Annotated in this window: 19 protein-coding genes; 7 read left to right on the top strand and 12 right to left on the bottom strand. The window is 69.3% G+C overall.

The window, feature by feature from the left end:
• Window positions 1-4 precede the first annotated feature (4 nt).
• From phnD to ABFG95_RS10810, 3 genes are all read right to left on the bottom strand, one after another.
• The gene (gene phnD, locus ABFG95_RS10820; RefSeq protein ID WP_049076124.1) at window positions 5-1,012 is read right to left on the bottom strand and encodes a phosphate/phosphite/phosphonate ABC transporter substrate-binding protein; all 1,008 of its coding nucleotides are present in this window, start codon (window positions 1,010-1,012) and stop codon (window positions 5-7) included.
• A 213-nt stretch (window positions 1,013-1,225) separates the two neighbouring features.
• Window positions 1,226-2,041 (bottom strand): IclR family transcriptional regulator, encoded by an 816-nt coding sequence (locus tag ABFG95_RS10815; RefSeq protein WP_049076122.1) that lies wholly within the window; start codon window positions 2,039-2,041, stop codon window positions 1,226-1,228.
• Between the two features lie 10 nt (window positions 2,042-2,051).
• Complete coding sequence (locus ABFG95_RS10810; protein WP_049076120.1) at window positions 2,052-2,858, bottom strand: HAD-IIB family hydrolase; 807 nt, start codon at window positions 2,856-2,858, stop codon at window positions 2,052-2,054.
• A 146-nt stretch (window positions 2,859-3,004) separates the two neighbouring features.
• On the opposite strand from ABFG95_RS10810, the gene ribBA reads away from it, so the two are divergent.
• The 6 genes from ribBA to ABFG95_RS10780 all read left to right on the top strand — a co-directional run bounded on the left by ribBA (window position 3,005) and on the right by ABFG95_RS10780 (window position 7,600).
• Window positions 3,005-4,180, top strand: coding sequence for a bifunctional 3,4-dihydroxy-2-butanone-4-phosphate synthase/GTP cyclohydrolase II (gene ribBA, locus ABFG95_RS10805; RefSeq protein WP_049076118.1), 1,176 nt, complete (start codon window positions 3,005-3,007; stop codon window positions 4,178-4,180).
• A 10-nt stretch (window positions 4,181-4,190) separates the two neighbouring features.
• Window positions 4,191-4,721: a 6,7-dimethyl-8-ribityllumazine synthase gene (ribH, locus tag ABFG95_RS10800; protein ID WP_006391339.1), complete on the top strand. Its 531-nt coding sequence runs from the start codon at window positions 4,191-4,193 to the stop codon at window positions 4,719-4,721.
• Window positions 4,690-5,181, top strand: a complete 492-nt coding sequence (gene nusB / locus ABFG95_RS10795; RefSeq protein ID WP_049076116.1) for a transcription antitermination factor NusB — start codon at window positions 4,690-4,692, stop codon at window positions 5,179-5,181. Before ribH ends, nusB begins: the two co-directional genes overlap by 32 nt.
• A gap of 238 nt (window positions 5,182-5,419) precedes the next feature.
• Window positions 5,420-6,385 carry a thiamine-phosphate kinase gene (thiL, locus tag ABFG95_RS10790; protein ID WP_348995848.1) on the top strand — a complete coding sequence of 322 codons (966 nt, stop codon included), beginning with the start codon at window positions 5,420-5,422 and terminating at the stop codon, window positions 6,383-6,385.
• A 145-nt stretch (window positions 6,386-6,530) separates the two neighbouring features.
• Window positions 6,531-7,037, top strand: coding sequence for a phosphatidylglycerophosphatase A (locus tag ABFG95_RS10785; protein WP_049076110.1), 507 nt, complete (start codon window positions 6,531-6,533; stop codon window positions 7,035-7,037).
• Window positions 7,034-7,600 (top strand): CinA family protein, encoded by a 567-nt coding sequence (locus tag ABFG95_RS10780; protein WP_059272562.1) that lies wholly within the window; start codon window positions 7,034-7,036, stop codon window positions 7,598-7,600. The genes ABFG95_RS10785 and ABFG95_RS10780 overlap by 4 nt, the downstream gene beginning before the upstream one ends.
• Before the next feature lie 69 nt (window positions 7,601-7,669).
• Here ABFG95_RS10780 and pyrF read toward each other — a convergent pair whose 3' ends face one another.
• From pyrF to ABFG95_RS10765, 3 genes are read right to left on the bottom strand one after another with little or no spacing between them, the layout of a single operon-like run.
• Window positions 7,670-8,488 carry an orotidine-5'-phosphate decarboxylase gene (pyrF, locus tag ABFG95_RS10775; protein ID WP_054500716.1) on the bottom strand — a complete coding sequence of 273 codons (819 nt, stop codon included), beginning with the start codon at window positions 8,486-8,488 and terminating at the stop codon, window positions 7,670-7,672.
• Window positions 8,489-8,496: 8 nt separating this feature from the next.
• On the bottom strand, window positions 8,497-9,816 hold the full coding sequence (locus ABFG95_RS10770; protein WP_348995847.1) for an FAD-dependent oxidoreductase: 1,320 nt from the start codon (window positions 9,814-9,816) through the stop codon (window positions 8,497-8,499).
• Window positions 9,817-9,869: 53 nt separating this feature from the next.
• Window positions 9,870-10,268, bottom strand: coding sequence for a diacylglycerol kinase (locus ABFG95_RS10765; protein WP_006385962.1), 399 nt, complete (start codon window positions 10,266-10,268; stop codon window positions 9,870-9,872).
• Window positions 10,269-10,536: 268 nt separating this feature from the next.
• Here ABFG95_RS10765 and ABFG95_RS10760 point away from each other — a divergent pair, with 268 nt between their 5' ends.
• A complete protein-coding gene (locus tag ABFG95_RS10760) occupies window positions 10,537-12,165 on the top strand; it encodes a mannitol dehydrogenase family protein (RefSeq protein ID WP_348995846.1) in 1,629 nt (542 codons plus the stop codon).
• A gap of 25 nt (window positions 12,166-12,190) precedes the next feature.
• On the opposite strand, the gene ABFG95_RS10755 is transcribed toward ABFG95_RS10760, so the two are convergent.
• The 6 genes from ABFG95_RS10755 to ABFG95_RS10730 are packed head-to-tail and all read right to left on the bottom strand — an operon-like array spanning window position 12,191 to window position 17,860.
• Complete coding sequence (locus ABFG95_RS10755) at window positions 12,191-12,901, bottom strand: ABC transporter ATP-binding protein (protein ID WP_175146852.1); 711 nt, start codon at window positions 12,899-12,901, stop codon at window positions 12,191-12,193.
• Complete coding sequence (locus tag ABFG95_RS10750) at window positions 12,898-13,677, bottom strand: ABC transporter ATP-binding protein (RefSeq protein WP_175146851.1); 780 nt, start codon at window positions 13,675-13,677, stop codon at window positions 12,898-12,900. Before ABFG95_RS10750 ends, ABFG95_RS10755 begins: the two co-directional genes overlap by 4 nt.
• Window positions 13,674-14,660, bottom strand: coding sequence for a branched-chain amino acid ABC transporter permease (locus ABFG95_RS10745; RefSeq protein ID WP_348995845.1), 987 nt, complete (start codon window positions 14,658-14,660; stop codon window positions 13,674-13,676). Before ABFG95_RS10745 ends, ABFG95_RS10750 begins: the two co-directional genes overlap by 4 nt.
• Before the next feature lie 19 nt (window positions 14,661-14,679).
• Window positions 14,680-15,600, bottom strand: a complete 921-nt coding sequence (locus ABFG95_RS10740) for a branched-chain amino acid ABC transporter permease (RefSeq protein ID WP_049076096.1) — start codon at window positions 15,598-15,600, stop codon at window positions 14,680-14,682.
• 35 nt (window positions 15,601-15,635) lie between these two features.
• A complete protein-coding gene (locus ABFG95_RS10735) occupies window positions 15,636-16,808 on the bottom strand; it encodes an ABC transporter substrate-binding protein (protein WP_348995844.1) in 1,173 nt (390 codons plus the stop codon).
• A gap of 50 nt (window positions 16,809-16,858) precedes the next feature.
• Complete coding sequence (locus ABFG95_RS10730) at window positions 16,859-17,860, bottom strand: amidohydrolase family protein (protein WP_348995843.1); 1,002 nt, start codon at window positions 17,858-17,860, stop codon at window positions 16,859-16,861.
• Window positions 17,861-17,863: the final 3 nt, after the last annotated feature.

Here is a 17,863-nt window from a genome sequence, read left to right as displayed (position 1 = left end):
CTGATTACTTCTTGCTCTTGGCGGATTCGCGGTCGTAGGCGGCGCGGTTGAAGCTTTCGCCGCCGGATTCGGCGACCTGGCGCACGATGGCCCAGTCCTTCTGGTAGGTCACCGGGTAGAAGCGGTCGGCGCCGTCGAAGGCCTTGGACATCTCGGCCGGGAAGCGGTAGTCGTAGAAGCACTTGAGCATCTGGTCGCGGAACTTCGGCTCCAGGTCGTGCGCGTAGGCAAACGACGAGGTGGGGAATTTCTCGCTCTTGTAGATGACGCGGAAGTCGGCTTCCTTGACCTGGCCGCGCTCGATCATGCGCTTGAACACGTCCGAGGCCACGGCGGCGGCGTCGTAGTCGCCCGAGTTCACGCCCATGACGGACTGGTCGTGCTTGCCCGAGAACACCACCTTGTAGTCCTTGTCGGGCGTCAGGCCTTCCTTGGGAAACAGCGCCACGGGCGCCATGTGGCCGGAGTTCGACGACGGCGCGGTGTGCGCCAGCTTCTTGCCCTTGAGGTCGGTGAGCTTCTGGTACGGGCTGTCTTTCTTGACGATGACGATCAGGTTGTAGCCCTGGAAGCCGTCGGCGTAGCCCTTGACGGCGAACGGCACCGCGCCGGCGATGTTCACGGCGAAGGCGGTGGGGCCGGTGGAGAAGCCGCCCACGTGCAGGCGGCCCGAGCGCATGGCCTCGATTTCGGCGGCGTTGCTCTGCACCTGGTAGAACACCACGCGCTTGCCGGTGCATTCGGACAGGTGCTTGGTGAACGGCTTGAAGATGTCTTCATACACCGCCGGGTCTTCCACCGGGGTGTAGGTGAACACCAGGGTCGACGGCGTCTTGAGCTTGGCCGGATCGGTGGGCGTGTCGGCCACCAGGTCCTTGTTGGCGTCGCAGTAGTTCTGGTCCAGGTCGCCCCGGTTGGGGCAGGTGTCTGCGGCGTGGGCGGTGGACGCCCCGAACGTTCCGAACACGAGCGCGGCCAGCGAGGCCGCTTGCAGGTGACGCAATGCGCGCATCGTATGTCTCCTCTTATAGGTCTGAATATGACTAGTAACTGAATTCAAACATACAAGCGCCAGGGGCACACTCGGGAAAGTCCCTGTGTTTCTTTTCGGGTTTTGTTCGTTTTGTTCGCTTTGAGTTCGCTTTTGCGCGAACGGCGCGGCGGGCACGCGAGCGGATCGGGGGATCCGTCGCGCGGCTTGCGGGTCAGGCGGGAGGAGGGAAGGTCAGGCGCGGTAGCCCAGCTTGCGCGAGATCTCGTGCGCGCAGGCCAGCAACGGACGGGCGATGGCGCCGTCCCAGGACACGTCGAACAGGCCAGTGGGGCCCAGGCTGGTCAGCGCCAGCACGATGTTGCCGGTGTTGTCGAACACCGGCACCGACAGGGCGTCGACGCCCGGCAGCGGGTTGCCCAGGGCGCGGGCCATGCCGTGCACGCGGATGTCCGCCAGTTGCGCTTCGATGTTGGCGCGGCTGGCCTTGCGCGGCGGCGGCACGCTGGCGATGACGGCGGTGTCGCCTTCCTCGCGGGCGATGTAGTGCTCGCTGACCTTGGGCGGCAGCCAGGCCGCGAACACCAGGCCGGTGGCGGTGTGCAGCATCGACATCACGGTGCCCTTGCGCATGTTCACGTGCACCGGGTAGCTGGCCTCGGTCATGTGGATCATGGTGGGGCCGTGCGAGCCCAGCACCGCGATGCCCAGCGTGTGGCCGATCTCGGATTGCAGTTTGGCGATCTCGGGCATGGCGATGCGCACCGGATCCAGCCGCTGCAGGCTGACCAGGCCCATCTGCAGCGCGAACGGCCCCAGTTCGTACTGGCCGGTGATGCTGTCCTGCTGCACCAGGCCGACGCGGATGAAGCTCACCAGGTAGGGGTGGGCCTTGGCCGAGGTCATGCCGGCGCCGGCGGCCAGGTCGCGCAGGGTCAGCGGCTTGGCGGCATCGACCAGGGCGGCCAGCAGCGGCACGCCCACTTCGATGGACTGGATGCTGCGGCGGCCGTCATTGGCGGCGGGGGCGGCGGGTTTGGGGGTGGCCACGGTGGGAGCCTCAGGCGGTGACGGCGCGGGCGGCCAGCAGGCGGTCGGCCATCTCGGTGAAGCCGGCGCCGCCGTGGAACGCGGCCACGTAGGCGGGGCGGTGCGTCAGGCGGTGCAGTTGCGACTGGATGTTGGCCACGCCGACCGAGACGGGGAAGTAGGCGAACATCGGTTCGTCGTTGGGCGAGTCGCCGATGAACAGGGTGCTGTCGAGCGCGCTGGCCACGTCGATGCCGAATTCGCGCTGGAACAGGGTGCGCGTCATGGTCAGCTTGTCGTAGTCGCCGAACCAGCCGTTGACGTGGATCGAGCTGACCTTGGCCTGGGCGCCGGCGTCTTCGAAGATGCGCACGATGCGGCCGATGTCGGCCTCGGGCAGGGGCGGCACGTCCTCGCAGAAGTCGATGGCCAGGTCGGCCACGCGGTAGTCCTGGTCGCTGGCCACGGCGGCGCCGGGCACCTCGGCCAGCACCCGGTCGCGGATCGCGTCGAGCTTTTTGCGGCTGGCCTGGCGCGAGGCCGCGTCGGTCCAGTAGTGCGTGACCATGCGGCGCGCCTGGCGGTCGTAGGCGTAGTAGAACGCGCCGTTCTCGCCGACCACCGCGCGCACCGGCCACATGCGGGCGATGTGGTCGCACCAGCCGGCCGGGCGGCCGGTGATCGGCACCACCTGGATGCCGGCCTGTTCCAGGCGTTCCAGGGCGGCGTAGGCGTCGGCGGGCAGCCGGCCTTCGGTGGTCAGGGTGTCGTCGATGTCGGTGAGCACGACGCGGATCCCCGCCGCGACGGTCAAAGGCATGGCCGCAAGGGCTTGCATGGCGTTTTCCTTGGTTTTATGGGGTGTTCTCCGGCCGAAAGTTTAACCGGATGGCCCTGTTTGGGCGGGGGCGGCGCGGGCCGGTAGGGGATATGGCGCCGGGGGCGGTAAAATCCGGGCTTTCCCGCCTGGTTTGCGTGCCCGCCATGTCCGTCCAGTTGTCCCCGTTGCCCGGCTCCGAGCCGGAATCCTTCGATATTGCCTCGGTCGCCGAGATCATCGCCGAGCTGCGCGCCGGCCGCATCGTCATCCTGGTTGACGAAGAAGACCGCGAAAATGAAGGCGACCTCGTCATGGCCGCCGAGTTCGTCACGCCAGAGGCCATCAACTTCATGGTGACCCACGGCCGCGGCCTGGTGTGCCTGACCCTGACCGAAGAACGCTGCCGCCAGCTGGACCTGCCGCTGATGGCGGCCCGCAATGGCACGCGATACGGCACCAATTTCACCCAGTCGATCGAGGCCGCCGAAGGCGTCGAGACCGGCATTTCGGCCGCCGACCGCGCCCGCACCATCCAGGTGGCGGTGGCGCGCGACGCCAAGCCGTCCGACCTGGTCCAGCCCGGCCACATCTTCCCGGTGCGGGCCGTGCCCGGCGGCGTGCTGGTGCGCGCCGGCCACACCGAGGCCGGCTGTGACCTGACCGCCATGGCCGGCCTGACCCCGGCCGCGGTGATCTGCGAAATCCTCAAGCCGGACGGCACCATGGCGCGCCTGCCCGACCTGGTGCAGTTCGCCCGCGAGCACGGCCTGAAGATCGGCACCATCGCCGACCTGATCCAATACCGCAGCGAGCACGAATCCATCGTCAAGCGCGTCGGCAAGCGCAGCATGCAGACCGCCTGGGGCACCTTCGAGGCCGTGGCCTATGAAGACGCCGCCACCGGCTCGGCCCACCTGGCGCTGGTGCATGGTACCGTGGCGCCAGACGTCGAGACCCTGGTGCGCGTGCACGAGCCGGCCTCGGTGCTGGACGTGCTGGATACCGGCGCCAGCCCGCACAGCTGGGGCGTGGCGCAGGCCCTGCAGGCCATTTCGCAGGCGCCGGCCGGCGTGCTGGTGCTGATGAACTGCCAGTCGTCCACCGAACACCTGTTCGCGCAGATCGCCGGCTGGAGCGACCCCAAGGCCAATGCCAACCCCGCCAACGCCGACCGTTTCGGCCTGCGCACCTATGGCATCGGCGCCCAGATCCTGCGCGACCTGAACGTGGGCCAGATGAAGCTGCTGGCCCGGCCGCGCAAGATGCCCAGCATGGCGGGCTTCTCGCTCACCATTACGGGTTACGATTGCGACCCTCCGAACACTCCCGCAACACACTGAAGGCCGACACATGAACCCTTACATCCTCACCCCCGACCTGAACGGCGAAGGGCTGCACATCGGCATCGTACGCGCCCGCTTCAACGAAGAGATCGGCCAGGCCGAACTCGAAGCGTGCCTGAAGGAACTGGCCGAACTCGGCGTGGACGAGCGCGACGTGATGGTCGCCACCGTGCCCGGCGCCCTGGAACTGGGCGTGGCCCTGTCGCACATGGCCGAGACGTTCGAGTTCGACGCCCTGATCGCGCTGGGCGCGGTCATCCGCGGCGAGACCTATCACTTTGAAGTGGTCAGCAATGAAATGGCCACTGCTATCACCCGCATCTCCCTCGAGACCGGCATCCCGGTCGCCAACGGCGTGCTGACCGTGGACACCGACGAGCAGGCGCAAGCCCGCGCCGCCGGCAAGGGCCGCGACTGCGCCCAGGTGGCCGTCGAAATGGCCAATCTGGTGGCGGCCCTGGAGCCCGAGGAAGAAGACGAAGACGACGAAGACGAGGACGAAGATTTTGACGACGAAGAAGACGACGACCAGCGCTGATAGCGCGGCGCAAGCCCGCGCCAACGCCCGCAGCGCGCGCCGCCGTGCGCGCGAATTCGCGCTGCAGGGCGTGTACGCGTGGCTGCTGCGCGGCGGCGAAGGCACGCAGGACGCCGGCGAGATCGACGCCCATCTGCGCGACACCGAGGACTTCTCCGAGGCTGACGCGCAGTGGTTCAAGACCTTGCTGCATGGCGTTCTGCGCGAAGCGCCCGCGCTGCGCGAGCGTTTCACGCCTTACGTCGACCGTCCGCTGGCCGAGCTGTCGCCGGTCGAGCATGGCATCCTGCTGATCGGCAGCTTCGAACTGATCCATCACGTCGAAGTGCCGTACAAGGTCGCCATCAACGAAGCCGTGGAACTGGCCAAGTCGTTCGGCGGCACCGACGGCTTCAAGTTCGTCAACGGCGTGCTCGACAAGCTGGCGGCGGACGTGCGCTCGCATGAAATGAAGAAGTAGATACCCCCCCGAAGCGCTGCGCGCTTCCCCCCCAGGGGGGCGCCGCTGCGGACCGGCGGAGCCGGATCCGCGCGGCCCGGGTCTGGGGAGGCACTTTTTTTTGGATCGGTCTCCTTTCTTTCGGAGCTACCTTTCCGTTCCTTTGGTGCGGGCCTCTCTTTGGCGCGAATCTTCCCTTGGAGCGTCGCTCCTGCCGGGGGGGCAATACCGGCGCATTGCGCCGGACTGCGGAGTTGTCGTGGCGTCCGAATTCGATCTGATCGCGCGCTATTTCACGCGCGCCGCGCCGGCGGGGCTGTTGGGCGTGGGGGATGACTGCGCGTTGTTTCCGGTGCCGGCCGGCGAACAGGTGGCCACCAGCACGGATCTGCTGCTGGAAGGCCGGCATTTCTTTCCCGATGTCGATCCGAAGGCGCTGGGGCACAAGGCCCTGGCGGTGAACCTGTCGGACCTGGCCGCCATGGGCGCGCGGCCCATCGGTTGCGTGCTGGGGCTGGCGCTGCCGCGGCTGGACGAGGCGTGGCTGGCGGCGTTTGCCGAGGGGTTTCATGCGCTGGCGCAGGTCCATGGCTGCCCGTTGATCGGCGGCGACACCACCCGCAGCGTCCATGACCTGGCCATCAGCGTGACCGTGTTCGGCGCCGTGCCGGCGGACGCCGCGCTGCGCCGCGACGGCGCGCGGGCGGATGACGATATCTGGGTGTCCGGCGAACTGGGCGCGGCCGACGTGGCCTACCGCCTGCTCGACGGGCAGTATCCGGCCGACGCGGCGCGGCTGGCCGCGACCCGCGGCGCGCTGGAGTGGCCCGAGCCGCAAGTGGCGCTGGGCCTGGCGTTGCGCGGCATCGCGCATGCCGCCATCGATATTTCCGACGGCTTGCTGCAGGACCTCGGCCACATCCTGGCGGCCAGCCGGGTGGGGGCGTTGCTGCATGAAGACCGCATGCCCGTGGCCGCCGCGCTGGCCGGCATGCCCGCTGACGTCGTGCGCCAAGCGGTGCTGGGCGGCGGCGACGTGTACCAACTCTGCTTCACCGCGCCCCCCGCCCGCCGCGACGCCGTGCGGGCGGCCGCGCAGGCGGCCGGCGTCCGCGTGACGCAAGTGGGCAATATCGTGGCCGAGCCGGGATTGGTGCTGCGGGACGCCGCCGGGCAGCCGTTGACACGATTGCCCGCCGGCTTCGATCACTTTCCCTCGGTCTGAGAGCGCCGGCCTTGCGCCGGACGCAGGCAAACCCTGTCACAATCGCTGCCACGGTTGTTTCCTGAACGCCATCCTTCCCATCGGCCTTATCCCCGCCACTCCCGGGCCCTTATCCATGTCGTCCTCTTCCCCTCATTCCCCGTCCATGCGCGAACGCTCGCGCGCGGTCTATCCCGCGCTGTCCTGGGTGTGCCGCGATCCGGGCCGCCTGATCGCCTTCGGTTTCGGCAGCGGCCTGATCCGCCCCGCCTCGGGCACCTGGGGCACGCTGCTGGCCTGGCTCATCTGGGTCGCCGCCGCGCCGGCCGCGTCGGACCTGGCCATCGGCATCTTCCTGGCGCTGGCCTTCCTGTACGGCTGCTGGGCCTGCGACCGTGTTGGCCGCGAACTCCAGCAGCCCGATCATGTCGGAATGGTGTGGGACGAGATGGTGGCGTTCTGGCTGGTGCTGTGGCTGACGCCGGCCGGCTGGTTGTCGCAGGCGCTGGCGTTCGTGCTGTTCCGCACGTTCGACATCGTCAAGCCGCCGCCCATCAAGTTCTTCGATGCCCGCCTGAAGGGCGGTTTCGGGGTAATGTGGGACGATATCGTCGCGGCCGGATACGCCTTGCTGATCATGGCGCTGGCCGTGCGCACAGGAGTCTTGGGATGAACCAGCAACACGAAAACCCGCGGTCCAATCTGTCGGCTGAACAACTGGCGCAGGCCACCGTATACGGGCTGGCCGAGAGGCTGGGCGATACGCTGCGGCGCCTGGGGTTGGTGCTGGGCACCGCCGAATCCTGCACCGGCGGGCTGCTGGCGGGCGCCGTGACGGCGGTGGCCGGATCCAGCGAGTGGTTCGACCGCGGCTTCGTCACCTACAGCAACGACGCCAAGGTCAGCGAACTGGATGTGTCGCCGGACGCCTTGCATCACTTCGGCGCGGTCAGCGAGCCGGTGGCGCTGGAAATGGCTAACGGCGTGCTGCTGGCATCGCCAGCGGCGCAGGTGGCGGTGTCCACCACCGGCATCGCCGGTCCGGGCGGCGCCACGCCGGGCAAGCCGGTGGGCATGGTGTGTTTCGGCTTCGCGCAGCGGGTCGGCGACGGCATCAGCAGCCGCGCCGTCACCCATGTCTTCAGCGGCGACCGTGCCCAGGTGCGCCAGCAGGCGGTCGAATTCGCGCTGCGCGGGGTGCTGGAACTGCTGGGGGCGCCGGTCAACCGGCGTTGAGGAAGAGCGCGCGCGCAATGGCGCGTTCCAGGGATACCGCGGGAGCCGCCTGGCCCCCGCGAGCGCCGCTCAGCGCACCGCGTTGATCGCGTCGCGCAGGCCGCGCGCGGCGTCGCCGGCGGCCTGGCGCCAGTCATCGCCGCCGCTGGCGTAGATGATGGCGCGCGACGAGTTGATCATCATGCCGCTGCGCGCGGCGTTGGCGCCGGCATTGACGGTGGCGGTGATGTCGCCGCCCTGGGCGCCGATGCCCGGCACCAGCAGCGGCACCGCGTCGCCGATGCGCTGGCGCACCGCGGCCAGCTCGTTCGGGAAGGTCGCGCCCACCACCAGGCCGCACTGGCCGTTGGCATTCCATTTGTCGGCCACCAGCCCCGCCACGTGCAGGTACAGGGGCTCGCCGTTATCCATTTTGAGGAACTGCAGGTCCGACCCGCCGGGGTTGGAGGTGCGGCACAGCACGATCACGCCGCGGTCGCGCCAGGCCAGGTAGGGCTCGACCGAGTCCAGGCCCATGTACGGGCTGACCGTCAGCGCGTGCGCCTGGTAGCGCTCGTAGGCTTCGCGGGCGTAGTTTTCGGCGGTGGAGCCGATGTCGCCGCGCTTGGCGTCCAGCACGATGGGCAGGTCGGGGTGCTTGTCGCGGATGTGCTGGCACAGCGCTTCGAGCTGGTCTTCGGCGCGGTGCGCGGCGAAGTAGGCGATCTGCGGCTTGAAGCTGCAGGCGTAGGGCGCGGTGGCGTCGACGATGTCGCGGCAGAACTGGAAGATCGCATCCGGCTTGCCCTGCAGTTCGCGCGGAAAGCGCTGCGGGTCGGGGTCGAGCCCGACTTGCAGGAGCGAGTTGCTGGTGGTCCAGGCGTGTTCGAGTCTTTGGAGGAAATTCATGGGGGAGTTCAGTGCAGTTTGACCCGGGGGCGCGTGCGCCGCATGAGCAGGCGGGCCAGGGCCAGGGAGGCGGTGCGTGAGATGCCCAGCACCGCTTTGTGGTGCATCAGGTGCAGGCTCATGTACATCAGGCGCGCCAGTGTACCGCTTACGAACAGTCCGCGTCCGGCCAGCTTGCCCATCAGGCTGCCCACGCCGGCGTCCTGGCCCAGCGAGACCAGCGAGCCGTGGTCTTCGTAGACATAGGGGGCGGCGGGCTCGGCCGCGCGGCGCAGGCGCGCGGTGAGTTTCTTGCACAGGTAGTCGGCCTGCTGGTGCGCGGCCTGGGCGCGCGCCGGCACGGTGCGGCCGTCGCGCCAGGGCGCGGCGCAGCAGTCGCCCAGGGCCAGGATGTGCGGATCGGTGGTTTCGAGCCGTTCGTTGACCTCGACCTGGCCCAGCTTGTTCAGCGGCAGATCCAGCTCGGCCAGCAGGGCCGGGCCCTTGATGCCGGCGGCCCACATGCACAGCCGCGCGGGGAATTCGCGGCCGTCGGCGGTCTTGACCGAATCGGCCGTGACTTCCGAGACCCGGCAGGCGGTTTCGACGCGGATGCCGAGTTCGGTCAGGCGTGCGGTGGCGGCGGTGGAGATTTTTTCGGGCAGGGCCGACAGGATGCGCGGCGCGCCCTCGACCAGCGTGATCGCCAGGTCGCGCTCGGCGCGGAAATTCGGCAGGCCGTAGGCGCTGACCACGTGGCTGGCCTCGACTAGTTCCACCGCCAGCTCGACGCCGGTGGCGCCGCCGCCGACGATCACCAGGTCCAGCCGCGCCGATGGATCGCGCACCTTGGCCTGGTCGACCAGCGCCATGGCCTTGAGCATGGTCAGGCGGAACTGCTCGGCGTTTTCGGTGGTGTCGAGCGTGACGGCGTGCTCGGCCGCGCCCGGGGTATTGAAGAAGTTGGAGGTGCTGCCCAGCGCCAGCACCAGCGTGTCGTAGGCCAGTTCGCGGCGCGGCAGGACTTCCTGGCCTTGCGCGTCGGCCACGGCGTCCACGGTGACTTGGCGGCGCTCGCGGTCGACGCCGACCAGTTGGCCCTGCGCGAAGGAAAACCCGTTCAGGTGGGCCAGCATCAGGTAGGACAGGCCTTCCTGGTGGATGTCCAACGTGCCCGCCGCCGCTTCATGCAGCGACGGCTTCCAGATGTGGAACGGCCGGCTGTCGACCAGGGTGACGTGCTGGCGGCCGTGGATGCGGCCGAGCTTGGCGGCCAGTTCAAGGCCGCCGGCACCCCCGCCGACGATGACGATACGTTCCGAGGTGGCTGGCGTCGAATTGGGCATCATGGCTCCCAGTATAGAGGCGCGGGCCCCTGGACGGGCAAGCCTCGCGCCGGGATTCAGTGCATCACGAAGCGACTGACCGCCACGCCCACCCAGACCGCCACGGTGAACAGCAGCAGCAGCATGACGGCGGCGCTGCCCAGGTCTTTGGCCCGGCCCAGCAGCGGATGGGTGTCGACCGACAGCGCGTCGGCCAGCGCCTCGACCGCCGAATTCAGCAGTTCCACCGCCAGCACCAGCACCACGGTGCCGATCAGGAAAAACACCTCGACCGTGGTGCGCCCCAGGAAGAACGCGGCCGGGATCAGCAGCACGGCCAGCGCCAGTTCCTGGCGGAAGGCGGCCTCATACTTGATGGCGGCCTGCAGGCCCTGCAGCGAATAGCGCAGCGCGTTCAGGATGCGGCGCAGGCCGCCGGTGCTTTTGTAGGGCGAGTGGTGCGGATTGGTCGACATGGGAAGCGTAATAAGGCCGGGTGTGGCGGCTTTTTAACAGATATGGATTGCCGGCGTGATGCGACATGAGGCAGGTCAAGCATGCGCCAGGTTCTGCCGGTAATACTAAGTTACTTTTTGCCTTCGCCGCGGCCATGCGATACCCTGGCGGCGCGCGGCTTCGCGGCGTTGGCTTTCGCCCACGCCCGCCGTGTGCAATTCCCTACCAACGCGCCTCTGCGCCCGTCTCGGGGCGGATGCATCACGGCGCTCTGAGACACAGCAATCCATGCTCGAACGCTTGAATACGGAGTCCTTGTCGCGCCTGCCCGCAGACGTGGAGAAACCCGCCTATGACCGCGGCCGATTGACGCCGGGTATCGTGCATCTGGGGCTGGGCGCCTTCCATCGCGCGCACCAGGCGTTGGCCACCGACCTGGCCATGGCCGCCAGCCAGGATCTGACCTGGGGCATCCTGGGGGTGTCGCTGCGCAGTCCGGCCACGCGCGATGCGCTGACGCCCCAGGATGGCCTCTACACCCTGTCGCTGCGCGACGGCGACGAGGCAGGCGGCGCGCGGGAAGCCCTGCGCGTGGTCGGGTCGGTGCTACGCGTGATGGTGGCCCAGGAGGATCCGCAAGCGGTGCTCGAGCGCATCGCCTATCCGCAGACGCGCATCGTCAGCCTGACCATCACCGAGAAGGGCTACTGCCACGAACCGGCCACTGGCCATCTGCGCTGGGACGACCCGGACATCCTGCACGATCTGGAGAACCCGGTGCGCCCGCGCAGCGCCATTGGCATGCTGGTGCATGGCCTGGCGCTGCGCCGCGAGCGCGGCCTGCCGCCCTTGACACTGCTGTCCTGCGACAACCTGCAGGCCAATGGCGACACGCTGCGCAGCCTGGTGCTGGCCTTTGCGCTGCGGCTGGACGTGGGGTTGACCGGCTGGATCGACGCGCACTGCACCTTTCCCAATTCCATGGTCGACCGCACCGTGCCGGCCACCCGCGACGAAGACCGCGCGCGCATCACGCAGCGCCTGGGCGTGGAAGACGCCTGGCCGGTGGTGGCCGAGCCCTACCTGAACTGGGTCATCGAAGACAAGTTCGCGGCCGGACGCCCCGCCTGGGAAGCCGCGGGCGTGACCTTCGTGGCCAACGCCGCGCCCTATGAGCGGCTGAAGCTGCGCATGGTCAACGGCCCGCATTCGGCGCTGGCCTGCCTGGGGACGTTGCTGGGCGCGGCCACCATGCATGAGGCGGCCGCGGTGCCGGCGTTGCGCGGCTTCGTGGACGACCTGATGCGCCACGAGATCGCGCCCACGCTCAAGGGCATTCCGGATGCCGGCCTGGAAGGCTACCGCCAGCGCTTCCTGGCGCGCGTCGACAACGCGGCGCTGCCGCATCCGACGTGGCAGGTGGCGACGGACAGTTCGTACAAGCTGCCCCCGCGCCTGCTGGCCACCATCCGCGACCGCCTGCGCGGCGGCGACGATATTCGTCGCCTGGCGCTGGCGGTGGCGGCTTGGCTGCACTATCTGCGGGGCGAAGACGAAAACGGCGCGCGCTATCCGATCGAGGATCCGCTGGCCGCGCCCCTGGCCAGACTGTTGGCGCGTGCCGATGTGGCGGCGCGGGCGGCGGCGCCCAAGCAGGCGGCCCATCGCCGCGCCCTGGTGCTGGCCGGCTATCGCCCCGTGTTCGGCGACCTGGGCGAGAAACCGGTGTTCGTCGCGGCGCTGGCGGCGCAGTTGGAGACCCTGCGCGAACATGGCGTCCTGCATGCGCTGCAAGCCGTGGCGCGTGACCCTGAGCCTATTGTTCCGGCCGACAGCGAGGGCGTGGCGGAGGCCGCTGAAGCGACGGCCGCCGCGGCCGCGCCGCCTTCACGGGAAGCGGCCGGCCTGGGTATGTGAGCCCGCGCCGGCCACGACGCTGCCCCTACACGCCCAGGTAGTGCAGCAGGCGCGCTTCGTCGTCGATGAAGGCCTGCGAGGTGCCGCTCCAGGCCACCCGGCCCTTTTCGATGATGGCGTGGCGGTCGGCGGTGGCCAGCAGGGGCTCCAGGTTCTTGTCGATGCACAGCACTGCCAGTCCGGTGCGCTTGAGGCTTTCCAGCGCCTGCCAGATTTCCTCGCGCACCACCGGCGCCAACCCTTCGGTGGCTTCGTCCAGGATCAGCAGGCGCGGGTTGGTCAGCAGCGCGCGGCCGATGGCCAGCATCTGCTGCTCGCCGCCCGACAGGTGGCTGCCCAGGTGGCGCGCGCGCTCGGCCAGGCGCGGGAACAGCGCGTAGACGCGTTCCAGGGTCCAGGGCTGCGCCAACCCCTGGCGGTTGTGCGCGGTGGCCACCAGATTCTCGCGCACCGACAGGTTCGGGAACACGTGCCGGCCCTCGGGCACCAGGCCGATGCCGCACTGCGCCACCTTATAGGCCGGCAGGGCGATGATGTCGCCGCCGTCGAAGGTGATGGCGCCGCGGCTGGCGCGGTTCAGGCCCATGATGGCCTTGACCGTGGTCGACTTGCCCATGCCGTTGCGGCCCAGCAGCGTCACGAACTCGCCCGGGCCGATATCCAGGTCGATGCCGAACAGCGCCTGGCTGGCGCCGTAATGCGCGGTCACGCCGCGCAGCGACAGCAGCGCGCTCATGCCGGCGCTCCCTGCGCGCGGCGGCCGGCGTGGCCGCGTTCGCTGCCCAGATAGCATTCGCGCACCTGCGGATCGTTGCGGATCTGGTCGGCGTCGCCGCAGGCCAGCGCGCGGCCATACACCAGCACCGTGATGCGGTCGGACAGCGCGAACACCGCCTGCATGTCGTGCTCCACCAGCAGGATGGTGTATTGCCCGCGCAGCCGTTGCAGCAGCCGTGTCATGGCCTCGGATTCGTGCTGGCTCATGCCGGCCATGGGTTCGTCCAGCAGCAGCAGGCTCGGCTGGCAGGCCAGCACCATGGCCAGCTCCAGTTGCCGCAGCTCGCCATGCGCCAGCGCGGCGGCGGGGGTGTCGGCGCGCGCGTCCAGGCCGGCCAGCGCCAGCGCCTCCCGCGCCGGCTCGCGCAGCGCCGGCGTGGCCAGCAGCGGCCGCCAGAAGCGGAAGCCGTGGCCGCGCCGCGCCTGCACCGCCATGGCCACGTTCTCCAGCGCGGTGAACGGCTTGAACACCGAGGTGATCTGGTACGAACGCGCCAGCCCGCGGCGCACGCGCCGCTCGACCGGCAGGCGCGTCACGTCCTCGCCATCGAGCAGCACGCGGCCGCCGTCGGGCCGCAGCTCGCCGCTCAACTGGCCGATCAGCGTGGTCTTGCCGGCGCCGTTGGGGCCGATCACGGCATGCAGTTCGCCCGGCCGGATGTCCAGCGACAGGTCGTCGGTGACGGTCAGGCCGCCGTAGCGCTTGACCAGGTGTTCGACGCGCAGCGCGCTCATCGCGGTTCTCCGGTGGGGTGGGGCAGGGCGCGCGCGGCGCGCAGGCGCAACGGCTTGTCCGACAGACCGCCATACAGGCCGCGGCGCGACACCAGCACCACGCCCACGATCAGCAGGCCCATCACCAGCATCCAATGGTCGGTCAGCAGCTTCAGGCCTTCCTCCAGCAACAGGAAGGCCAGGGCCCCGGCAACCGGGCCGACAACCGTGCCCAGCCCGCCCAGCGCCACCATCACGATCAGCTCGCCGGAGGTGGTCCAGGCCAGGTACGAGGGCGACACATACAGCGTCAGGTTGGCCAGCAGCACGCCGGCCACGCCGCACACCATGGCCGACAGCACGTAGGCCGCCAGGCGATAGCGCAGCGTCGCGAAGCCCAGCGCGCGCATGCGCCGCTCGTTGGCCTGGCAGCCGCGCAGGACCATGCCGAACGGCGCGTGCACCAGCCGGTGCAGCGCGGCCAGCGCCAGCAGCAGCACGCCGAACGCGGTGTAGTACAGCGCCAGCGGCGTATCCAGCCGGAACAGGCCGAAGTCGCTGCCGGCGAACAGCGACATGCCGTCATCGCCGCCGAAGCCCTCCAGCCCCGTGGCCAGGAAATAGAACATCTGCGCGAACGCCAGCGTGATCATGATGAAGGCGATGCCGGACGTGCGCATCACCACGTAGCCGCTCACCAGGCCGACCACGGCGCAGGCGCCCAGCGCGGCCAGCAGGTGCAGCCAGCCGTTCTCGATGCCGTAGTGGTTCAGCACGCCGACCGCGTAGGCGCCCAGGCCCAGGTACAGCGCGTGGCCGAAGCTGACCATGCCGCCGTAGCCCAGCAGCAGGTTCAGCGCCAGCGCGGCGATACCGTACACCAGCACCCGGCCGAACAGCGCCAGCAGGAACGGTTCGCCCTGCCATTGCGCATACAGCGGCACCAGCGCCAGGAGCAGCAACAGCGCGCCGGCGGCGAGCGCGCGGGGAGAGAGTCGAAGCATGTCGGGGCCTCCTTGGGCGCTAGCCGTGCCGCACGGGAAACAGGCCCTGCGGCCGCAGCGCCAGCACCAGCGCCATGACGATGTAGATCAGCATCGAGGCGATCGCCGGGCCGGCCGCGTTGGCGGCGGCCGGCGGCAGCGCGGCGCGCAGCAAGGCCGGCAGCAGCGCGCGGCCGAGCGTGTCGACCAGCCCCACCATCAGCGCCGCCAGGAAGGCGCCGCGCACCGAGCCGATGCCGCCGATGACGATCACCACCAGCGTCAGGATCAGGATCGGTTCGCCCATGCCGGTCTGCGCCGACAGGATCGGCCCGGCCATCAGCCCGGCCACGCCGGCCAGCACCGCGCCCAGCACGAACAGCAGGGTGTTCAGGCGCGCGATGTTCACGCCCAGCGCGCCCACCATCATGCGGTCGGTGGAGCCGGCGCGGATCAGCATGCCCAGCCGCGTGCGGTGGATCAGCGCGTAGCAGCCCGCCGCCACCGCCAGCCCCGCCACGATGATGAGAAAGCGGTACAGCGGGTAGGTGACGCCGAGCAGATCGATGGTGCCCGACAGCCACGACGGCAGGCCCATGCTGATCGGCGCCGGGCCCCAGATGATGCGGGTCAGCTCGTTGAAGAACAGGATGAAACCGAAGGTGGCGAGCACCTGGTCCAGGTGCTCGCGCGGATACAGCCGCGCCAGCGCGATGCGGTCCAGCAACAGGCCCAGCAGCGCCATGCCCGCCACCACGGCGGCCGCGGCCAGCAGGAACGAGCCGCTGTGGCGGAACACGGTGGCCGCGATGAAGGCGCCCATCATGTACAGCGAGCCGTGCGCCAGGTTGATGAAGTTCATGATGCCGAACACCAGCGTCAGGCCGGCGGCCAGCAGGAAAAGCAGGATACCCAGCTGCAGGCCGTTCAGGGCCTGCACCAGCAGCAATGTCGCGGACATGGCGCCTTACCTCGTTCTTGCCCGGCAGGCCGGCGTCATTTCATGGCGCACTGGGCGGCGTACTGGTCCGAGACCTTGGACAGGTCGGCGAAGATCGGGCCCTTGTTGACGAAGCCGACCTTGCCGTCCGCGCCCGCCGCCACGTCGGCGCGGAAGAAGCCGGCCGCCGGGAAGTGGTTCGGCTGGTAGCGGAATTCGCCGCGCACCGACTGGAAATCGGCCGCCTCCAGCGCCTTGCGCAAGGCTTCCTTGTCGTCGGTCTTGCCGCCGGTGCGCTTGAGCGCCGAGCCGATCAGCTGCGCCGCGTCCCACGACTGGGCCGCGTAGCTGGACGGTTCGCGGCCGTACTTCTGGCGGAAGGCGGCGGCGAAGGCCTTGTTGGCGGCGTTGTCCAGGTCGGGCGAGTACGGCACGTTGGTGACCGCGCCGAGCGCGTCCTTCTGCAGCGCGGGCAGGGTGGCGCCGTCGATGGTGTCGACCGATAGCAGCGGGATCTTGTCGAACAGGCCGGCCTGGCGGTACTGCTTGATGAAGTTCACGCCCATGCCGCCGGGAAAGAACACATAGGCGGCATCGGGCCTGGCGTCGGCCAGCGCGGCCAGCTCGACCGAGTAGTCGGGCTGGTTGACCTGGGTGAAGACCTCGTTGACCACCTCGCCCTTGAAGAAGCGCTTGAAGCCGGCCATGGCGTCCTTGCCGGCCTGATAGTTGGGCGCCAGCAGGTAGACCTTCTTGAAGCCCATCTGGTTGGCCATCTCGCCGCTGCCTTCGTGGCGCTGGGTGTTGTTCCACGAGGTCGAGAAGAAGAACGGCGAACAGTCCTTGCCGGCCAGGTTGGTGGGGCCGGCGTTCGAGCCCACCAGGAACACGCTGGCGCCGGTGACCGGCCGCGCTACCGCCAGCATCACGTTGGAATACACCACGCCGGTGATGATCGGCACCTTGTCGCTCTGCACCAGCTTGCGCGCGGCCTGCACGCCGACCTCGGGCTTGAACTGGTCGTCTTCCTTGATGACCTGCACCGGCACGCCGCCGAGCTTGCCGCCGCCCTGTTCGACGGCCAGCATGAAGCCGTCGAGCTGGTCCTGCCCCAGCACCGAGCCGGGGCCGGTCAGGGTGGTCAACAGGCCGATCTTCACATCGGCCCAGGCGGCGCCGGGCGCCAGGGCGACGGCCGCGGCGGCGGCCAGCAGATGGATGCGTTTCATGGTGAATCCCCTTGCGTTGCCGTGTCTCACGGTCATGGTTGGCGGGCGGCTCAGCGATCCAGCCCGAAGAACGTCTGCGTATTGGCCGACAGGATCTTGTGCCGCACCGCGGGCAGCAGGTCGGAATTCGACACCAGCCGGCCGACCTCCTGCTCGCCCAGCGGATACGGATAGTCGGAACCGAGCAGCACGCGGTCCTCGCCCATCACGTCGATCAACAGCCGCAGCGAGCGCGGATCGAACACGGCGCTGTCGACGTAGAAGCGGTCGGTGTACGACGAGGGCGGCTGCGGACAGTCCTGGCGCACGATGTCGCGGTGGCGCCAGGCGTTGTCCACGCGCCCCAGCAGGAAGGCGAAGCTGCCGCCGCCGTGGGCGAAGCACAGCTTCAGGCTGCGCGGAATGCGCTCGAACGCGCCGGACAGGATCAGCGACAGGATGCCCAGCTGGGTTTCGGCGGGCATGGCGACCAGCCACGGCAGCATCCAGCGCTTCATGCGGCCGTCGGTCATCATGTCCCAGGGGTGCACCAGCACCGGGATGCCTTCGTTGGCGCAATGCACCAGGAACTGCACCAGCGTGTCGTCGTCCAGGTCGCGCGGGCCGACGTGGTTGCCGATCTGCACGCCCAGGTGGCCGGCGGCGCGGGCGCGCGAGGCCTCGCGGCAGGCCAGGTCCAGGTCCTGCAGCGGCACCTGCGCCAGCGCCTTGAGGCGGCCTGGCGCGAAGGCGCAGTGCTCCAGCGCCAGGTCGTTCATGCGCGCGGCCCAGTCGGCCGCGGCCTGCGCGGGATAGGCGTAGCCGAACATCACCGGCGTGGCGCACAGGATCTGCAGGTCGACGCCGTGGCGGTCCATCTGTGCAATGCGCAGGGCCGGGTCCCACAACGTGGCGTCGACCGGGCGGAAGGGGCGGTCGCCGGCCATGATCTGGCCGGTCGAGCCGTCGCCGTCGCGCCGCAGCCAGGGCGCGTCCACCGGGTCCAGCGCCGCCGCTTCCTGCCGCGTGATGGGCGGGAAGAAGTGCGCGTGCATATCGATTTTCAGGGTCATAAA

Origin of the sequence: Achromobacter sp. HNDS-1, assembly GCF_040084795.1 — a bacterium.
Classification (GTDB): domain Bacteria; phylum Pseudomonadota; class Gammaproteobacteria; order Burkholderiales; family Burkholderiaceae_B; genus Achromobacter; species Achromobacter ruhlandii.
The sequence above is the reverse complement of the archived record's forward strand: the minus strand, read 5'-3'. Positions and strand labels throughout refer to the sequence as shown.

Coding starts and splice junctions, on each gene's coding strand:
- phnD (WP_049076124.1), bottom strand. CDS start 1,012: ATGCGCGCATTGCGTCACCTGCAAGCGGCCTCGCTGGCCGCGCTCGTG.
- ABFG95_RS10810 (WP_049076120.1), bottom strand. CDS start 2,858: ATGCAAGCCCTTGCGGCCATGCCTTTGACCGTCGCGGCGGGGATCCGC.
- ribBA (WP_049076118.1), top strand. CDS start 3,005: ATGTCCGTCCAGTTGTCCCCGTTGCCCGGCTCCGAGCCGGAATCCTTC.
- ribH (WP_006391339.1), top strand. CDS start 4,191: ATGAACCCTTACATCCTCACCCCCGACCTGAACGGCGAAGGGCTGCAC.
- ABFG95_RS10785 (WP_049076110.1), top strand. CDS start 6,531: ATGCGCGAACGCTCGCGCGCGGTCTATCCCGCGCTGTCCTGGGTGTGC.
- ABFG95_RS10780 (WP_059272562.1), top strand. CDS start 7,034: ATGAACCAGCAACACGAAAACCCGCGGTCCAATCTGTCGGCTGAACAA.
- pyrF (WP_054500716.1), bottom strand. CDS start 8,488: ATGAATTTCCTCCAAAGACTCGAACACGCCTGGACCACCAGCAACTCG.
- ABFG95_RS10770 (WP_348995847.1), bottom strand. CDS start 9,816: ATGATGCCCAATTCGACGCCAGCCACCTCGGAACGTATCGTCATCGTC.
- ABFG95_RS10765 (WP_006385962.1), bottom strand. CDS start 10,268: ATGTCGACCAATCCGCACCACTCGCCCTACAAAAGCACCGGCGGCCTG.
- ABFG95_RS10760 (WP_348995846.1), top strand. CDS start 10,537: ATGCTCGAACGCTTGAATACGGAGTCCTTGTCGCGCCTGCCCGCAGAC.
- ABFG95_RS10755 (WP_175146852.1), bottom strand. CDS start 12,901: ATGAGCGCGCTGCTGTCGCTGCGCGGCGTGACCGCGCATTACGGCGCC.
- ABFG95_RS10750 (WP_175146851.1), bottom strand. CDS start 13,677: ATGAGCGCGCTGCGCGTCGAACACCTGGTCAAGCGCTACGGCGGCCTG.
- ABFG95_RS10745 (WP_348995845.1), bottom strand. CDS start 14,660: ATGCTTCGACTCTCTCCCCGCGCGCTCGCCGCCGGCGCGCTGTTGCTG.
- ABFG95_RS10740 (WP_049076096.1), bottom strand. CDS start 15,600: ATGTCCGCGACATTGCTGCTGGTGCAGGCCCTGAACGGCCTGCAGCTG.
- ABFG95_RS10735 (WP_348995844.1), bottom strand. CDS start 16,808: ATGAAACGCATCCATCTGCTGGCCGCCGCCGCGGCCGTCGCCCTGGCG.
- ABFG95_RS10730 (WP_348995843.1), bottom strand. CDS start 17,860: ATGACCCTGAAAATCGATATGCACGCGCACTTCTTCCCGCCCATCACG.